This is a genomic window from Rhizobium sp. Pop5 (assembly GCF_024721175.1).
Taxonomy (GTDB): Bacteria; Pseudomonadota; Alphaproteobacteria; order Rhizobiales; family Rhizobiaceae; genus Rhizobium.
This window is the reverse complement of record NZ_CP099399.1, coordinates 2127333-2144030: the sequence shown is the minus strand read 5'-3', so window position 1 is coordinate 2144030 and position 16698 is coordinate 2127333. Positions and strand designations below refer to the sequence as shown.

General features: G+C 58.5%; 16 protein-coding genes and 2 pseudogenes. 9 read left to right on the top strand and 9 right to left on the bottom strand.

The window, feature by feature from the left end:
- Nucleotides 1–27 precede the first annotated feature (27 nt).
- The 6 genes from dusA to NE852_RS12795 all read right to left on the bottom strand — a co-directional run bounded on the left by dusA (nt 28) and on the right by NE852_RS12795 (nt 6730).
- Nucleotides 28–1029 (bottom strand): tRNA dihydrouridine(20/20a) synthase DusA, encoded by a 1002-nt coding sequence (gene dusA / locus NE852_RS12820; protein WP_008535407.1) that lies wholly within the window; start codon nt 1027–1029, stop codon nt 28–30.
- Between the two features lie 181 nt (nt 1030–1210).
- On the bottom strand, nt 1211–1423 hold the full coding sequence (locus NE852_RS12815) for a cold-shock protein (RefSeq protein WP_003540801.1): 213 nt from the start codon (nt 1421–1423) through the stop codon (nt 1211–1213).
- 467 nt (nt 1424–1890) lie between these two features.
- The gene (locus NE852_RS12810; RefSeq protein ID WP_258156606.1) at nt 1891–2184 is read right to left on the bottom strand and encodes a hypothetical protein; all 294 of its coding nucleotides are present in this window, start codon (nt 2182–2184) and stop codon (nt 1891–1893) included.
- 444 nt (nt 2185–2628) lie between these two features.
- Nucleotides 2629–5427, bottom strand: coding sequence for a metal-binding protein (locus tag NE852_RS12805; RefSeq protein ID WP_008535396.1), 2799 nt, complete (start codon nt 5425–5427; stop codon nt 2629–2631).
- 383 nt (nt 5428–5810) lie between these two features.
- A complete protein-coding gene (locus NE852_RS12800) occupies nt 5811–6197 on the bottom strand; it encodes a GNAT family N-acetyltransferase (RefSeq protein ID WP_008535394.1) in 387 nt (128 codons plus the stop codon).
- Between the two features lie 74 nt (nt 6198–6271).
- Entirely contained in the window at nt 6272–6730 is a 459-nt protein-coding gene (locus NE852_RS12795; protein WP_008535392.1) for a DUF3828 domain-containing protein, read from the bottom strand.
- Nucleotides 6731–6875: 145 nt separating this feature from the next.
- Between NE852_RS12795 and NE852_RS12790 the strand changes: the two genes are divergently transcribed.
- Entirely contained in the window at nt 6876–7598 is a 723-nt protein-coding gene (locus NE852_RS12790) for an SOS response-associated peptidase (protein WP_008535390.1), read from the top strand.
- A gap of 121 nt (nt 7599–7719) precedes the next feature.
- The gene (locus NE852_RS12785; RefSeq protein WP_008535388.1) at nt 7720–8418 is read left to right on the top strand and encodes a hypothetical protein; all 699 of its coding nucleotides are present in this window, start codon (nt 7720–7722) and stop codon (nt 8416–8418) included.
- A gap of 9 nt (nt 8419–8427) precedes the next feature.
- On the opposite strand, the pseudogene NE852_RS12780 reads toward NE852_RS12785, so the two are convergent.
- From NE852_RS12780 to NE852_RS12770, 3 genes and pseudogenes are all read right to left on the bottom strand, one after another.
- Nucleotides 8428–8642 (bottom strand): annotated as a pseudogene (locus NE852_RS12780) (GNAT family N-acetyltransferase); the annotation flags it as partial.
- Nucleotides 8643–8766: 124 nt separating this feature from the next.
- A protein-coding gene (locus tag NE852_RS12775) for an IS3 family transposase (RefSeq protein WP_128623700.1) occupies nt 8767–9980 on the bottom strand; the annotation gives its coding sequence in 2 pieces (ribosomal slippage) (nt 8767–9644 and nt 9644–9980; 1215 coding nt in all).
- 349 nt (nt 9981–10329) lie between these two features.
- Nucleotides 10330–11528 (bottom strand): annotated as a pseudogene (locus tag NE852_RS12770) (IS256 family transposase).
- A 306-nt stretch (nt 11529–11834) separates the two neighbouring features.
- On the opposite strand from NE852_RS12770, the gene NE852_RS12765 reads away from it, so the two are divergent.
- The 7 genes from NE852_RS12765 (at nt 11835) to NE852_RS12735 (ending at nt 16692) form a co-directional block, all read left to right on the top strand.
- A complete protein-coding gene (locus NE852_RS12765) occupies nt 11835–12209 on the top strand; it encodes a transposase (protein WP_008535378.1) in 375 nt (124 codons plus the stop codon).
- 50 nt (nt 12210–12259) lie between these two features.
- Complete coding sequence (gene tnpB, locus NE852_RS12760) at nt 12260–12553, top strand: IS66 family insertion sequence element accessory protein TnpB (RefSeq protein ID WP_374992003.1); 294 nt, start codon at nt 12260–12262, stop codon at nt 12551–12553.
- Nucleotides 12554–12615: 62 nt separating this feature from the next.
- Nucleotides 12616–14238, top strand: a complete 1623-nt coding sequence (locus NE852_RS12755) for an IS66 family transposase (protein WP_037175132.1) — start codon at nt 12616–12618, stop codon at nt 14236–14238.
- Complete coding sequence (locus NE852_RS12750; protein WP_008535372.1) at nt 14238–14534, top strand: hypothetical protein; 297 nt, start codon at nt 14238–14240, stop codon at nt 14532–14534. Before NE852_RS12755 ends, NE852_RS12750 begins: the two co-directional genes overlap by 1 nt.
- Nucleotides 14535–14579: 45 nt before the next feature.
- The gene (locus NE852_RS12745; RefSeq protein ID WP_258156604.1) at nt 14580–15392 is read left to right on the top strand and encodes an NACHT domain-containing NTPase; all 813 of its coding nucleotides are present in this window, start codon (nt 14580–14582) and stop codon (nt 15390–15392) included.
- Nucleotides 15393–15444: 52 nt separating this feature from the next.
- A protein-coding gene (locus NE852_RS12740) for an IS5 family transposase (protein WP_128623705.1) occupies nt 15445–16208 on the top strand; the annotation gives its coding sequence in 2 pieces (ribosomal slippage) (nt 15445–15784 and nt 15784–16208; 765 coding nt in all).
- A gap of 25 nt (nt 16209–16233) precedes the next feature.
- Nucleotides 16234–16692 carry a hypothetical protein gene (locus NE852_RS12735; RefSeq protein ID WP_258156603.1) on the top strand — a complete coding sequence of 153 codons (459 nt, stop codon included), beginning with the start codon at nt 16234–16236 and terminating at the stop codon, nt 16690–16692.
- The last annotated feature ends 6 nt before the right edge of the window (nt 16693–16698 follow it).

Sequence of the window (16698 nt, the reverse complement as noted above, 5' to 3'; positions counted from 1 at the left end):
GTATGAGGCTCTCTTGGGGGGCACGGCTTACGCGCTGACCGCCTCCTGCTCCGCCCCGGAAAAATCCACGGCCGCGAAGGCCGCGGCCAGCACTTCCGGGCCGGCGCCGTTTTTTGCGGCATCGGTCGAGAGGATCTGGCGGTAGCGGCGGGCGCCGGGGAGACCGGTGAAGAGGCCGACCATGTGGCGGGCGACGTGCTGCAGCCGGCCGCCGCTGGCGATGTGGCGTTCGGCATAGGTCATCATCCGGTCGCGGAGCGCCTGCCAGTCCGGCTCGGCGGCCGGAGCGCCGAAGAAGCGGTGGTCGACATCAGCGAGGATTGCTGCGTTCTGATAGGCGGCGCGGCCGAGCATGACGCCATCGACATGGGCCAGGTGGGCTTCTGCCTCGTCCAGCGTGCGGATGCCGCCGTTGATGCCGATGAAGACATCAGGCCAGCTCTCCTTCATCCGGTAGACGATATCGTAGTCGAGCGGCGGGATCTCGCGGTTTTCCTTGGGGCTCAGGCCTTTCAGCCAGGCCTTGCGCGCATGGATCCAGATTGCGTCGGCGCCGGCGTCGAGCACGCGGGTGATCAGCGCCGGCAGCGCCTCTTCCGGCTCCTGCTCGTCGACACCGATCCGGCATTTCACCGTCACCGGCACGGTTGCGACCGCCTTCATCGCCGCCACGCATGCGGCCACCGTTTCCGGCGTCAGCATCAGGCAGGCGCCGAAGGTGCCCGACTGCACACGATCGGAGGGGCAGCCGACATTGAGGTTGACTTCGTCATAGCCATAGGGTTGGGCGAGCCTTACCGCTTCGGCGAGCTTAACCGGGTCCGAGCCGCCGAGCTGCAGCGCCAGCGGATGTTCCGCCGGGTCATGACCGAGCAGGCGCTCGCGCGGGCCGTGGATGATCGCGTCGGCCACCACCATCTCGGTATAAAGCAGCGCCTCCCGGCTGATCTGGCGGTGGAAGTAACGGCAATGCCGGTCCGTCCAGTCGATCATCGGGGCGACCGCGAATATCGGCCTCTTCTCAGTCATCGACGTTCCATTGTTCCTTGTTTCATGGCGCCTCAAAGCGGGTGCCGCACCGCCGCATGGGCGGGATCATCCATCAAGCGCGCATATAACATCTGGAGGTGCGATCGACAAATCCTGCTGCGCAAACAGAAACGGCGCCCCTTGCGGAGCGCCGTCGATGCCGCAGAAGCGGAAATCTGACTTACGAAGCCGAGATGTTGACGGCCTTCGGGCCCTTGCCCATGCGATCCGGCTCGGTGTCGAAGGTGACCTGCTGGCCTTCGCGCAGCGACTGGATGCCAGAAGCCTGCAGCGCGGAGATGTGGACGAAAACGTCCTTTGCGCCGCCGTCCGGCGTGATGAAACCAAAACCCTTGTCCTGGTTGAAGAATTTTACGGTGCCCTTGGTGGCCATTGGGATAGTCCTTTTCCCTTAGTCTGTGTAGTATCCGCGCCCCCGAGAGGAAGCGGACGGCTTTAGCTTTCGCCCCGATTATTGGGACGAAGGGTCAGTCGGAGAAGTCACGTACGGGGAAAGAACGTCTACGTAGGCGGGTATTCCCGCGCGCCTTCCGTCACGGAAGGGATTACCACATCGGTCCAGTCACCGGCATGCAAATGCCCGAGTGTTTGGATTGGTGCCAGCATTTCGGGCAAAAAGCAAGCCACTTTATTGTGGCATGGCCTCTATTATGACAGGAAATGCCGAAGATTCAGATACTTGACGAAAAGTTAGCATATGGTTGCACGGCTGTGCCATATCGGGATTCCGTGCCGAGACGGGACGACGCGGTGAATTTCGATAGTCGGCCCCGGATTCCCTTAGAAGTGGTTTTCATGGCGGAGTTACCTCGCGGACAACAAATCCGTGCCTGTCTCGCTTCATGTTTCGGGCGTGGCGGTTTGTTTGCGCACCTTTCGGCGCAGGAACCAGACCACGAATGGCGAGAGCAGGAATGCCTCCGTGAAATTGATCGCCGACGACGCCACGAGTTCGTTGGGCGCAATGGCCGCTGGGACGGTGAAATAGAGAGCAAGGAACGCCAGGACGGTGGCGGCGAGGGCGGCCACAACGGTGCACAGCCAGGCGAGCAAGGAATAGATGAAGCCGGTCGGCAACCGCCTGCAGATGAGCTGCGAAACGACGATCGAAAAGCCGAGTATAAAAACAATCATGAGCATGGCTTATCCCTTCGACATTTAAGCCCGCGCCGCGTTTCCGCCTATCCCTAAGCCGGAGTCGCATCAGGGAATCGATTCCGCTCCTGCAGCCCGGGCAAGCAAGGCAACCCCAGGACGCGGCCGTCGGCGAGCGTGTTATTCGATGTCTGATGAAATCCAGGCGGGACTTTAGATAGTCTTAACCTTGCGGACGGGGCGAGCACCCGCTCATGCCGAGGCGCAAAATCCACAGGCTGAGCCTCGAAGCACAGACGCTCTTTCGAAGCGGGAGCGCCAGCATGTCTTGCCGGCGCTCCGATCTCTCAAACCATACCCGACGCATCTCTGCGTCGGGAAGAACCGTGTCGCGATCTTCTCGGATCTCGCTTGTCACCCTTCAGGTTTTTGGTTCTCCGCAAGCCCGCTCAAAACCGCCGCACGGCTTTGCGCGGGCGTCCTTTAGATCAGCGCCTCATGCGACAGCCCAGAGAAGGACGGCTCGAAGACGTCCTTCACGTCAATCTTGAAGTCGTGGCTGGTAGTGTTTCCGGCCGCGTCATAGGCTTCGGCGGTGAAAGTCAGGCTGTGGTGGCTTTCGTAGTCGATCGCCGCCTTCGTCTGGATCTTGTTGCCGACGAGCTTGAAGATGCCGTCGGCATCATCCGTCAACCGCCATTTCACGGCGCCGCCTTCCGGATCGACGGCCGAGAGAAGGCCAACCGCGGTGCCGATCGCGACATTTTCGGAGATCGAGCTGCGCGAGAAGGCGAGATTAACAGGCGCCTTGTTGACGGGGGCTTCGTTGACGTCGAGGACGTTGATCACGATGTCCTTTTCGACGGTGACCTTGCCGTCGGAGACGGCCACCTTGATCGTGTGCGACTTGGCCGTCTCGTAGTCGAGTGCCTTCGAGGTGACGATGCGGTTGTCCTTCAGGCGGAAGTGGTCGCCGGCGCCGTCGAGCAGCCTATAGGTGAGCGTGTCACCGTCTGCATCCTTGGCGCTGAGCAAGCCGACCGTCGTCCAGAGCGGCGTATCCTCGGAAAGGGCGGTTTTCGAGAGCTGGATATCGGTCGGTGCGGCATTACCCTTGGGCGTGAAGGTTTGCGTGGCGAAGTCATAGACGCCATCGGCAAAGCGGGCGAATTCGACGTCCGTCAGCGTATCCGTTCCTTCCGCGGCGCTCGTCAGGATGTGATCGCTACCGTTCGTCGCGAAGGAGTAATTGGCGAAATTGCCTGAGAAGATGGCGGTGTCGATGCCGGCGCCGCCATTGATGGTGTCGTTGCCGGCGCCGCCGGTCAGTTTGTCATTGCCGCCATTGCCATTGAGAATGTCATTACCGCCGCTGCCGTCGAAAATGTCGTTGCCGTCGGTGCCGGTAAATTCGTCGTCGCCGTTGCCGGTCTTGACGTCAATGCCGAGGACATTGCCGTGGATGAAAGATCCGCGATCTCCCAGCTCGTCGGAAAGATCGAGGTGGGCGCTATCCGTCAATGCCAAAGAGGGGTTGAAATCAGAGAACCGATCGGTTGACCAGACGATCTTGTCAAAGCTTTCGAACTGAGCGCTCGAACCGGCAACCCAAACTCCCGCCGTTTCAAGGACTTCGATGTTCTTGATTGTAAGGCCCTGAAGCGAATCGACCTGCAGCGTATCAATCCCGGCGCCGCCGTCGATGGTTCCGGAGGCCCATGGAGCGGATGTCTCCACGGTTATGGCATCGTCGCCGTCGCCCGCGTCGATATCGAAGACCTCCGGGGTATGGACGAAATGCTCGCCATCGGAGATCGTGTCGTTGCCGGCGCCGCCTCTGATGACGTCGTTTCCGATGCCGCCGGTTATATCATCATTGCCATCGCCGCCGTTCAGCGTGTCATTGCCATTTCCGCCCTGGATCACATCGTGTCCGGCTCCGCCGTTCAACGTGTCATTGCCGTCACCGCCATCGATGTGGTCGTGACCGGCGCCCGTCGTGATCACGTTGTCGCCGCTTGAACCCGTCACGTTTGCGGAGCCCGAGCCCAGTTCGTCGGCAAGGTTTACCGTCCCGGAATCCGAGATGACCAGGTTGACCGGGACGAGAGGGTTGATTTCGGAGTCTCGGATGACGTCGTAGGCGTCGAACTCGGCACCGGTCTTGGTAATCGTGGCGCCGTGCGTATCCAGGATATTCAGTGGAGTACCCGGCCCAGGACCGTTGACGGTGAAAGTCTCAGTAGCGAAATTGTAGACGCCATCGGCAAAGCGCGCGAATTCGACGCCTGTCAGCGTGTCCTTACCTTCCAACGCGCTCGTCACGACACGGTTGCCATTGTCGATCGCCAGGGAATAGTTGGCAAAGTTGCCGGAGAAGACCGCGGTGTCGATGCCGTCGCCGCCATTGATGGTGTCGTTGCCGGCGCCGCCGGTCAATTTGTCATTGCCGGCGTTGCCATTGATGAGGTCGTTGCCGCCGCTGCCGTCGAAAATGTCGTCGACGTCGCTGCCCGCGAACTCGTCGTTGCCGGCGCCGGTCTTGGCGTCGACGCCGGAGAAGCCAGTGATAAAAGCTCCGAGATTTCCCAGCTCGTCGGAAAGATCGAGGTGGGCGCTGTCAGTAACCGACAATGATGGACGAGAATCAGGGAACGGAATGGACGATCCGACAATCTTGTCGAAGCTTTCGAACTGCGCGCTCGAACCGCTAACCTGCGAGAATTCGGTCTTAAGGACTTCGATGTTCTTGAGCGTCAGGCCGTTGAGCGAGGACGCTTGCAGCGTATCGATCCCGGCGCCGCCGTCGATTGTTCCAGAAATGAATGAAGCGAATCTGTCTATGAATATGGAATCGTCGCCCGCGCCGGCGTCAATGTCGATGTGTTCCGGCTGGAAGCCGTCAGGTCCCGGCAGAAAGATGGGAAAACCACCATCGGTAATGCTGTCGTTGCCGTCGCCGCCGATCAGTTTGTCGTTGCCGCTACCGCCAATGATGACATCGTTGCCGGCGCCGCCGTTCAGCGTGTCCGCGCCGTCGCCGCCATCGATGTGGTCGTTGCCGGCGCCCGTCGTGATCACATTGTCGCCGCTCGAGCCCGTCACGTTCGCGGAGACCGAAGCCAGTTCGTCGGCCAGATCGGCCGCGCCGGAATCCGAGACAACCAGAGTGACAGGCGCGGAAGGATGTGCGGCGGAATCGCGGATGACGTCGTAAGCTTCGAACTCGGCGCCGGTCTTGGTAATCGTTGCGCCGTTCGTGTCCAGAATATTCAAGGCCATATATATATCTTTCCCCAAAAGATGCGTTGTACTCGGCAATATGAGACATCCCCGAAAGAACTGTTCTTGCAGCTTCAACGGACGACAACCCCCTGGGGATCTATGCCAACCCCCGATGAGGTTTTCAATGCAAAATTGTGTCTTTTCATTGCGTTTTTAATGAAAAACTAAGGATAAAATACTGGGAGACGCATTTTAATTTGAGAACTCAAAGGCATATTTTGGTCTTCTAAATAGTATTATGTTTGATTTGCAGCGGGGATGGCTCTCGGAAAAATTGTGTTTTCAGCCGCGCTTCAGCGATGTTGCGCCGCGCAGTCGCTCCGTGCCACCATCGCAGGTTGGTGCGGCTTCGAGTTGCTCCTGCTGCCCGCGGGCGCCGCTCACACGAGCTTGATAAGCCCAGCCTCTGTCGGGGCAAATCCGCAGCCGCGGTAGAAGCCGGTCAGGTGCGGTTCGAAATCGACATGCAGCCATTCGGCGCCGCGCTCGCGGGCGAGGGCGGTTGCCTGGCGGACCATGCGCGTCGCGATGCCTTGTCTTCGCATCTCGGGATGGACCGATGTATCGAGAATGAAGGCGTGGAGGCCGCCGTCCCAGGCGATGTTGACGAAGCCGACGAGCCTGTCGTCGTGGTAGGCGCCGATATGGCCGAGGCTGCGGCACAGGATGGTGGTCAAATCCCGGCTGTGCGGGCTGCCCCAGGCGGCCGAAAACAGCGCGTTCAGCTCGGCGGCGGAAGGGAACGGGTCGATGCGCAGTTCCGGCATGGGCGATTGCCTTCGTTCAGCGGGCACGGAGCTTTCCGATCAAGAGCGGCGAAGGAGAGGGTCGTGGCCGCCGCCTATTCCTCATCGCCCAGCAGCGCACTCAAGCTCCAGGGGGCCTCGCCCTGCTGGTTGGCGATATCCTCCACCTTCCAGCCGCCATGCTCCTTCACCAGCCTGTAATAGAGCGTCACGTTTTCGCCGTTGCGAAACTGCACCTCGAGTTCAGCCCGGCCGTTCAGCAGGATCGGTTGGCCGATCCTGAGGTCGCTTGCCTCGCCATCCTGCCCCGCAATGACGGGATCGAAATCGATCGCCCCGACATCACCTTCAGCGGTCTTGTCGAGATCGGCCTGCAGTAACTCATTCAGATGGTCAGAGAAAAAGGCCGAATAGGGCGAGGGGCTGTCGTCACTGCTGGCGGCATCGAAGCTGTAGAGCGCCTGCAGCAGCGCCTTCGGGGTTTTGAAGGTCTCGGCGAAGGCGGGAGAGGCGATCAGCGCGGAGAGGGCGAGAGCGAGGGCGGGCAGGCGCATGCGGGCTCCTTTGGGTCGAGGGGAAAACTATAGCACGAGTCGCAGATGCGGGCATTCCTGAGGAGGCGCAACTGTGGCTATCTTGACACCCTTCCAGCCGTGAACATAATAGGAACATCTAATATTTCACCGGCGGAGAAACTGCATGTGCGGACGCATATTCGTCAGGACGTCTCTTGAGGAACTGATCAGCAATTTCCCCTTTGCCGTGAAGGGCGGGGATATCGACGGGCTTGGAAACCGCTTTCCCAGGTGGAACGGCGCGCCGTCGCAGGATTATCCCATCATCGTCAGGGACATCGTGCGTGAGCCGGATACGTCAGGGCCCATCTTTGTCACCGCGCGCTGGGGGCTGATGCCTTCCTGGGCCAAGCCCGGCGGCAGGCCGCCGCCGGTCAATGTCCGCTGCGAGGGGATCAGTTCCAACGGCATGTTCCGTGCCGCCTATCGGTCGCGCCGCTGCCTCGTGCCGATCAACGGCTTCTTCGAATGGAAGGATATTCACGGCACAGGCAAGAACAAACAGCCCTATGCCATCGCCATGAAGGACGGCTCTCCCTTCGCGCTCGCCGGCATCTGGGAGACGTGGAAGGACGCGAACGGCGTGTCGATCCGCAACTTCGCCATCGTCACCTCAGAGCCGAACGAGATGATGGCGGAGATTCATGACCGCATGCCCGTCATCCTGCATCGCGAGGATTACGAGCGCTGGCTCTCCCCCGAGCCGGATCCTCACGATCTGATGAAGCCTTTCCCGGCCGAGTTGATGACGATGTGGAAGATCGGCCGGGGTGTCGGCTCGCCGAAGAACGATCGGCCCGACATCATCGAGGAGGTCGAGGACGATCCGGAACCGACGCTGATCTAGAGCAATTCCGGCCAAGGCGTGCGGCGGTTCGCCTCTGGAATTGCCTGATTTTCACCGGCTCGGGCGGGAGCCACCCACCAGACCTATGCGGCAAAACATCCTCACGAGGAGAGGACGACGCGTGCGAGATGATGCCGGAACGCTTCTGAGATCGTTCCTCAACAACAGTTTCCGCAAACAGTCCCAGCGCCGGCTCCGGGATTTCGGCGGCTATGCGATCGGCAAGCGACGACAGCTTCATGTCATCGAACCGATCGCCCGGGACGCGGCTGATTATCTCTGCACCTATCTCGTGATCACCGCGCGGGGCGAGCCTGCGAGCCGGGAAGGCGTCGCCTCCGCAATCGCCCAGGCGCTACGCAACCTGCCTGACGAGACCGCCTACCACCTGACCGCACGCGATGACGGGACGTGGCGTGCCGTCTGCGAATCCGTCGCCGTGTTTCTCGAAGCTTGCCTGCATTTCGAGCCGAAACCCTATGACGGCTCGCTGACGGCCAAGTCCGACTATAATGGCTGGAAGAGCTGGGAGATGATCCTCAGCGACGAGAGACCCAGGGGCAAATGGCGCCACGCCTGGAAGGAAAAGCCCGGCGACGATTTCATCGGCTTCCACGGCGATGCCTGCATGGGGCGGATCTTCAAGATCGATCTCAACGGCTCTGACGAACGCTGGTACTGGCTGATCGCGGCGGACGGCAGCCCCAGGCGCGGCTGGCCGGCGGCGGGGTATGAGGCGAGCGCTAGGAGTGCTGCCTGTCGGGTTGAGCGGGTTTATTTTGCGCTGGTGGAGGGGGTGGGGAGAGTTGGTGGCGGGTGAGCGGGCGGGCTAGGGCAGTTTGAGAAGGGCCATTTCTGCGAACCGGAAGCCGCGGGCGCGATAGAAGGAGGTCATGTGCGTTCGAAATTGACATGCCGCCGCGCGGCGCCACGCTCGCTGCCAATCCGCGTGGCTTCCCTGACCAGCCGTGTGGCGATGCCTTGCCGGCACATGCCGGGGTGGACCGACGCGCCGAGGATGAATGCGTCGCATGCAACTTTGACTAAGCGATGAACTGGTGCTTGGGCGGGGACTCTCGTTTTCATCAAAATAACCGCGCGACTAGGAGACTTACGCTTGGTGCAATCTTGTATTGTGGAGTGCCCCCCATTTCGCCGGACAGATCAGCTATTGAGACAATGCTTTGATGAACTCCCTTGGGGAGGCCATTTTCAGCGCTGAGTGTGGATGGATTTCATTATAGTCTTCGATCCATCCGTCGATCTTCCGGAGAGCTGTATCGGCGTCCGGAATGGGTGAGATGCGTATATAGTCCCGCTTCAAGGTTTTGACGAAGGCTTCAGACATGCCGTTCGATTGTGGGCTGGCAACGGGCGTGAAGCATGGGATCAGGTTGAGGGCTTGGGCAAACAGCCTGGTCTCCCGCGCGGTGTATGCACTGCCGTTATCAGATAGATGTTCTATTGCATGCGGGGCGCTGGTTGCGCCGAAGCGCTTTTCGACGGCCTCCAACATCATGTCTCGAATGTCGCAGCCGGATATCCCGGCATTGGCGACGGCTGCCCATGAGATAATTTCCCGGTCAAACGCATCGATGATGAACGCGAGACGGACCACCTCGCCATTCCAGCAAGTGAACTCAAGGCCATCCGAGCACCAGCGCAGGTTAGACCGCATCACCATGACCTTGCCGTCGTGGACACGGCCTATTCGCACCGCCGTGTGTTTCTCAAGGATCATAGCGTGATTGGCCATGATGCGATGAACTCGCTTGCGATTGACGACGGGCAGATCAGCAGCTCGCCGCTGCCTGTTGAGAAGGGCAGCGATCCGCCGATAGCCATAGGTCGGCCGAGCATCCACGAGTTTACGAATGGCAGGCAGCAGCTCGGCATCGTCCGCTTTGAGGTATGATCCACGCGGCTTGCACTTGCCTTTAAGGCGCTCCACGAGATTGGACCGCGATACGCCCAGGACGTCAGCCACGGTCTTCATCGGGAACCGTCCTTCGGCAACAAGATCGGCCGCGATATCGGTTTTTTTGAGTGGGCTTTAGAAAGAGCTTCGCGGAGAATCTCGTTCTCCAACGTCTTGCGCCCGAGGATGCGCTCAAGCTCGCGCACTCGATCTTCCAGCTTCTTCACCTCGGAATTGCCGATCACTGGCTCGTCAGAATCCACGGCCACCGCACCTCCCTCGCTCAGGAGCCTACGCCAGCGATACAGAAGATTTGGCGCAACTCCATGCCGCCGCGCCGCGGAGGAAACGGTCTCCCCGGCGGCATAGCTTTCCTCGATGATCTGCAGTTTGCGTTCCGTTGTCCAGCGTCGCCGCCGGACGTCACCGATCATCAAGTCAACCTGTCGAAACTCGTTAGACATAAGCTTATCCTCAAGCCTGTGCTTGAGCCTTCCTGCTTATGCTGAGTGTCCGGTCGAAAGTGGGGGCAGTTCATATTGTAAATCTTTGCGAAATAGCTTGAATGGAGAGTCGTTTCGATAGGGCAGTCTGTGATATGTTGCAAAAGCAAAGAAGATCTCTAAAGAAAATAAAAGGGACGGGAACCCAAAAGGCGAAAGAAAAGCTTCCGGGTTCAAGCTTAAGAGACAAGCTATACGGCTTACTTAAAACTCAATTCAAGGCGGTTGAAATTGAATACGGGATCATGTCCCAGGGAGTGGTGTAGGTGGCGGCTTTGGTCGCCGCGTTCTCCGGCATGGGCCGGGACGATCAGCGCGCCACGGCTGGCAGGCTGATGAGCGGATCATCGCTCATCTGGCTGATGGTTTCCAGCGTCATGTATCTGGCGCGTTGGACAGCCCATTCGTCGTTTTGCTCGAGCAGGATCGCGCCGACGAGGCGGACGATGGCGTCGTCATTGGGGAAGATGCCGACGACCTCGGTCCTGCGCTTGATTTCGCCATTGAGGCGCTCGATCGGGTTGGTGCTGTGCAGCTTGGCGCGGTGCTCCTTCGGGAAGGTCATGTAGGCGAGAACGTCTTCTTCGGCATCATCCATGATGGCGGCGAGCTTCGGGACCTTCGGGCGGATTTGGTCGGCGACGGCGCGCCATTGGGTGCTTGCGGCTTCCGGCGTCTCCTGGGCGAAGGCGGTGGCGATAAAGGCGGAGACGACACGCCGACCGCTCTTGCCGGCGTGGGCGAGAACGTTGCGCATGAAGTGGACCCGGCAGCGCTGCCAGGTTGCGTTTAGCACCTTGGTGACGGCGGCCTTGAGGCCCTCGTGGGCGTCGGAGACGACCAGCTTGACGCCTCTGAGGCCACGGCGAGTCAGCTTGCGTAGGAACTCGGTCCAGATCGGCTCGGCTTCGGAGGTGCCGACCTCCATGCCCAGCACCTCGCGGCGACCGTCGTTGTTGACACCAACGGCGATGATCACGGCAACGGAGACGATGCGGCCGCCCCGGCGGACCTTTAGGTAGGTGGCATCGATCCACAGATATGGCCAGTCGCCCTCGATCGGCCGCTCGAGGAAGGCCTTGACCTTTCCGTCGATCTCCTCGCACAGCCGGCTGACCTGGCTCTTGGAGATGCCGCTCATACCCATGGCCTTGACCAGATCGTCGACCGAGCGGGTCGAGATCCCTGCACATAGGCCTCTTGAATGACCGCCGTCAGCGCCTTCTCGGCCATGCGCCGCGGCTCCAGGAAGCCCGGAAAGTAAGAGCCCTTCCTGAGCTTTGGAATGCGCAGCTCGACGGTTCCGGCGCGCGTCTCCCAATCCCGCTCGCGGTAGCCGTTGCGCTGGGCCGTCCGCAGCGGGTTCTTCTCGCCATAGCCGGCACCGGTGGCAGCGCCCACCTCCAGCTCCATCAGCCGCTCGGCGGCAAAGCCGATCATCTCGCGCAAAAGATCGGCGTCGGGGGACTTCTCCACGAGCGCACGCAGGTTCATCATGTCGTCGGTCATCGGTGGTTCCTTCGAATCAGGTTGGTGTCAGCAACCCAACCCTACTGAAGAACATCGATGACCACCGCTTCGCCGCCCGCTCACTACCGCGCTGTTGAGGGCGCGCTCGCGAGCGGCTTCGCTACCGCCGAGCTACACCATCTGTAGGGACACGACCGAATACGGCCTGATCGCAACCACTGCGGATATATATTATGAAGAAGATATGTAAGCACCCGATTGGCACCGCCTGCCGAATAGCGCCTTAATGGCCTAAGACACGTCATTAACGACGTCGTTAGCGACGTATCTTAGGCGAGGTATGGGATGCGTGTGGAAATTCTTGGTCAGGAACGTCGTCGGCGTTGGGGTGACGAGAAGAAGCTCGACGTTGTCATGTCGGTGGGGCTCGACGGTGCGACGGTTACTGAGGTTGCCCATCGGCACGATGTGACCCGGCAGCAGATTTACGCCTGGCGGCATGAGCTGAAGAAGAAGGGTTTGTTGCCGCCCACGGCCGATACGGTCTTCCTGCCCATAGATACGTCCGCCATGGACGACGCCGCGCTCGGGCGTGAGGAGGTTGCGCGCGAGCCCGCACTGATCGAGTTGCGTCTGAACTATGGGCGTAGCCTTCGCTTCGATAGCGGCGTCGATGCCACCGTCCTGACGCGGCTCATCCGGGCGGTTGAAGCGGCATGATTGGACCAGGAACCGGTGTTCGAGTGTATCTTGCCTGCGGGATCACGGACATGCGCAAAGGAGTTGAGGGCCTGGCTGCGCTTGCGCAGGATGTATTGCGCCAGAAGCCGACGGGCGGCGCAGTCTTCGCCTTTCGAGGAAGGCGTGGCGACCGTTTGAAACTTCTGTATTTTGATGGCCAGGGCTTCTGTCTGTATTACAAAATTTTGCAGAGGGGGCGTTTTCCCTGGCCTTCAGCAGCAGATGGAACGGCCCGACTGACAACGGCGCAACTGGCGATGTTGTGGGAAGGGATTGATTGGCGACGTCCCAACTGGGGCGCCCCGCCGGCGCGTGTCGGTTGATTTTATCCCTCTGAATTTGCTTGTTTTATGGATATTCCTCCTGGCTTATGCTAGTCAGGTTCATGTCGAACGCGAGCCAAAATCTTCCCGATGATCCGGCCTTCCTGAAGGCAATGATCGCCGCCCTGCAGGCGGAAAATGCGAAGATGTCGGCGACGTTGCAGGCGCACGACCGGTTGATCCAGACGTTACGGCTGCGCATCGCCAAGCTGAAGAAACAGGTCTTCGGCAAGTCCTCGGAAAAGATCGAGCGGGAAATCCAGCAGCTGGAATTGGCGCTGGAGGATCTTCTCATCGCCGCGGCGGAAAGCGGCACCAAGCCGCTTGATGAGGTCGATGAGGCCGCGCCTGTCGCACCTGTGGCGGGCACGCCCGAAAAGACAATGCGCCGCCGTCCGCGGGTGTCGGAAAAGGCAGCTCGCGAGCGCAAAGAACTCGATCCTGGTACCTGCTGCCCCGATTGCGGTGGTGAACTGCGCCTTGTTGGCGAGGACGCGAGTGAAATCCTCGACATGATCGCTGCGCAAATGAAGGTCATCGAGGTCGCTCGATTGAAGAAATCCTGCCGCTGCTGCGAGAAGATGATGCAGTTGCCGGCTCCCAGCCGTCCGATACCGGGCAGCATGGCGGGGCCGGGTCTTCTGGCTTACATCCTGGTCTCGAAGTTCGACGACCATCTGCCACTCTATCGTCTGAACGAGATCTTCGCCCGCATGGGCGTCGATATCCCCGATAGCACACTGGTCGATTGGTGCGGTCGCGCCATGCAGGTGCTTCAGCCTTTGATCGAGCGGATCGAAGCGGCGATCATGGGCAGTGACCTCCTCCATGCCGATGACACCCCGATCCGGGTGCTGGATCGTTCGCTACGAGACAAGGGATTGGGCAAAGGCGTGAAGAAAGGCAGGATCTGGACATATGTCCGAGATCAACGGCCATGGGCGGGTGCTGCCCCGCCTGGGGCGGTCTACTACTTCGCCTCGGACTGGAAGCAAGAACACGTCCATCGTCATCTCCGGCAGGCAAGCGGCATCCTTCAAGCTGACGGCTACAAAGGCTACGGGAAGCTTTATGAACCGGGCGCGGAGGGGACGTCGCGCTTCCGAGAGGCAGCCTGTTGGGCGCATTGGCGCCGCGACTTCCATGATATCTGGACATCGAACAAATCCGAGATCGCACGCGAGGCTCTCGACCGTATCGGCGCGCTTTACGACATCGAACGGGACATTGCCGGTCAACCTGCCGATATCCGCCTTGCCGCACGTCAGAAGCACAGCAAAGCAAAGGTCGAAGCACTCCGCGTCTGGGCCGAAGCGCAACTGACCCGCATTCCGGGCAAGAGCGATTTGGCGACCGCTCTCCGGTATGGCCTGAGCCGGTGGTCCTCGCTCTGCCTGTTCCTAGACGACGGTCGTGTCGCCATCGACAACAATGCCGCCGAGCGAGCCCTGCGTCCGATAGGAGTTGGAAGACGCAATTGGTTATTCGCCGGAGCCGACACCGGGGCGGAGACCCTGGCGCGTGCCATGACGATCATCGAGACGGCAAAGATGAATGGCCTCGATCCGCAGGCCTATTTGGCCGATCTGCTCGACCGCATCCACGACCACAAGATCAATCGCCTCGACGAACTGCTTCCTTGGAATTGGTCACCTGTCACCAGCATCTGCGCCGAGGCAGCCTAATGGCAACAATCACCTATGTCCGCACGATCAAATATGTCGCTGAAATTCTTGGCGAGGATCCGGAGCTTCTCCGGGCAATCATCTCCAACGATGATAATCTGACCTACGGCAGCATCATCAGCGTCTATAACGGGGAGGACGAATCCATCACCGCGCTGACAGACGACGGCATGGAGGAACTGGAACAGATGCTCTCCTATGCTCGCCGTTCACCCGACGAATGGAACGACTTCCTCGACTGCTTTGTCGACGACGAGGAGCTGGTCGCCCGCTTCAAAGCGAAATCTCCGCGGTAACAATCGGTAGGTTACGAAGATATTTCGAGATTTCGCCGAAATCGAGTGGCTATTGAATGCAAGGATTGGGAAAAACCTTTAGATTCGACGGCGCTTGCTGGCATATACCAGCTATATAGTCCTTCATTTGGGAAGGAAATTGATTATTTAATTGTTATTGGCCCTCACGATTTGTCGCAGCGGCCATCGAAAACAGCAAAAGGTCTTGAAAACTTAGAATATATCTCTTTCGAGAAATTTGTTACGTCGATGATGAATTTCTCGTATGTGCTTGAAGATAATATTGCTTCCTGGAAGACGCATGAATCATCTAAAAACTATATGGCGTCATATGTATTCGATACTCAAACGACGTTGTTTGATTTTACAAAATTATGGCTCAGTTCAGATACCAATGTTTTGATTGTGTATGGCGGATACGGGATTGGTAAAACAAGTTTCAGTCTCAATCTGCTCAACCATCTAACTGCGCAATACCAGCGCGGAACATTTGCTCGGATACCGATCAGGATTGCGTTGGGTGATTTATTTCACCGCCACGATACAAAGTCGCTTATTTGTGCCGCCCTCCAAGGGAACGACGGTGGCGCTAATGTGGTGAATTTTACGTATAACCTTTTCATCCAATTGGTGCATCAAGGGCATTTTCTTCTTATACTTGATGGCTTTGACGAAATGCGCCATGCAATGGACGTGCAAAGCTTTGACGATACATTTTCTGATATGGCGTGCCTATTCGAAGGTAAGTCGAAGGTTGTTCTTTTAGGGCGCCCAGATTCCTTTTTTTCGGACGACGAAGAAGATCGAGTTTTTGAATCTATTCAACGTGTTGGCTCAACTAGGCTCAGGACCCATTAATTTATTGAATTGAGGCTTGATGGATGATTCAAGGTGGCAGGAGGATGCTGCCTTGAATAATTTGCTGATGTTGACGCCGGAGCAGATGCGGCGGATCGAACCCTATTTCCCGCTATCGCACGGTGTACCGCGGGTCGATGACCGGCGGGTACTGAGCGGTATTCTGTTCGTAATCCGCAATGGCCTTCGCTGGCGCGATGCTCCTGCCGGCTATGGTCCTCACAAGACTATCTACAACCGTTTCATCCGCTGGAGCCGGCTGGGCGTGTTCAATCGTATCCTGGCCGAGCTGGCGGCACAGGGTGGCGGTACCGACAAGTTGATGATCGATGCCACCCACCTCAAGGCGCACCGCACAGCGGCCAGTCTGCTTAAAAAGGGGCTCTATCCCGATGTATTGGACGTAGCCGAGGCGGCCTGACCACCAAGCTGCAGGTGGTCTGCGACGACAAGGGGCGACCGCTGCTGCTGCATTTGGCCGAGGGACAGGCCAACGATCACAAGACGGCAGCCGCCGTTCTTGAACAACTGCCGCCTGCCCGCTTCCTGCTGGCCGACAGGGCCTACAGTTCCGCTGCCTTCCGGCAAGCGCTGATAGATCGAGGGATAACCCCCTGTATCCCGCCCCATGCAAAACATCGTGTCCAGCACAGCTACGATCGGCACCTATATCGCCAGCGCCATAGGATCGAGAACCTGTTCGCACGCCTCAAGGACTGGAGACGCATCCACACCAGATATGACCGATGTGCTCACACCTTCCTGTCTGCAATCGCACTCGCTGCCGTTTTCATCTTTTGGATCAATGAGTCCTGACCCTAGCGAAAAGGTTGAGATCGGCATGCTTACAAGGGACCAGATTGAAACATATCTAGATAACGCCATTTCCAAGAAAGGCTCTGTTCCTGAAAGTCTTCTAAAGCTAAGAGACTACGTTCTTGATAATGAATTGGATGTGTTATCTAGGCCAGTTCAGCTTAAGATGTTCTGTAGTGTTATGCAGAAATTCTACGGCAGAGAGCTTATGTTCAATAGGTATGAGCTCTATAAAATATTCATTTACGAGTTTGTGAAGCGGGAGGGAAAGAAGAATAGCCGTCGTATAAGCAGTCAATCAAACGATACGATTGTTGGTTTTAGTGACATCAGAACTATTTTCATGCAGAATATAGCTTGGTGGCTTTTTACAGTAAAGAAAGAAAATAGATTTACTGCTGAGGAGATACCGGAGAGCTTTATCCCTGTAGAGGTGCGCGCTAATAATAGCCTAGAAGGAGCCTTAAAGGAACCTGCTGGGTAGTGTTAT

Excerpts from the sequence above, each read along its gene's own strand:
- dusA (WP_008535407.1), bottom strand. The coding sequence starts at position 1,029 with ATGACTGAGAAGAGGCCGATATTCGCGGTCGCCCCGATGATCGACTGG.
- NE852_RS12815 (WP_003540801.1), bottom strand. The coding sequence starts at position 1,423 with ATGGCCACCAAGGGCACCGTAAAATTCTTCAACCAGGACAAGGGTTTT.
- NE852_RS12810 (WP_258156606.1), bottom strand. The coding sequence starts at position 2,184 with ATGATTGTTTTTATACTCGGCTTTTCGATCGTCGTTTCGCAGCTCATC.
- NE852_RS12805 (WP_008535396.1), bottom strand. The coding sequence starts at position 5,427 with ATGGCCTTGAATATTCTGGACACGAACGGCGCAACGATTACCAAGACC.
- NE852_RS12800 (WP_008535394.1), bottom strand. The coding sequence starts at position 6,197 with ATGCCGGAACTGCGCATCGACCCGTTCCCTTCCGCCGCCGAGCTGAAC.
- NE852_RS12795 (WP_008535392.1), bottom strand. The coding sequence starts at position 6,730 with ATGCGCCTGCCCGCCCTCGCTCTCGCCCTCTCCGCGCTGATCGCCTCT.
- NE852_RS12790 (WP_008535390.1), top strand. The coding sequence starts at position 6,876 with ATGTGCGGACGCATATTCGTCAGGACGTCTCTTGAGGAACTGATCAGC.
- NE852_RS12765 (WP_008535378.1), top strand. The coding sequence starts at position 11,835 with ATGCGTGTGGAAATTCTTGGTCAGGAACGTCGTCGGCGTTGGGGTGAC.
- tnpB (WP_374992003.1), top strand. The coding sequence starts at position 12,260 with ATGCGCAAAGGAGTTGAGGGCCTGGCTGCGCTTGCGCAGGATGTATTG.
- NE852_RS12755 (WP_037175132.1), top strand. The coding sequence starts at position 12,616 with ATGTCGAACGCGAGCCAAAATCTTCCCGATGATCCGGCCTTCCTGAAG.
- NE852_RS12750 (WP_008535372.1), top strand. The coding sequence starts at position 14,238 with ATGGCAACAATCACCTATGTCCGCACGATCAAATATGTCGCTGAAATT.
- NE852_RS12735 (WP_258156603.1), top strand. The coding sequence starts at position 16,234 with ATGCTTACAAGGGACCAGATTGAAACATATCTAGATAACGCCATTTCC.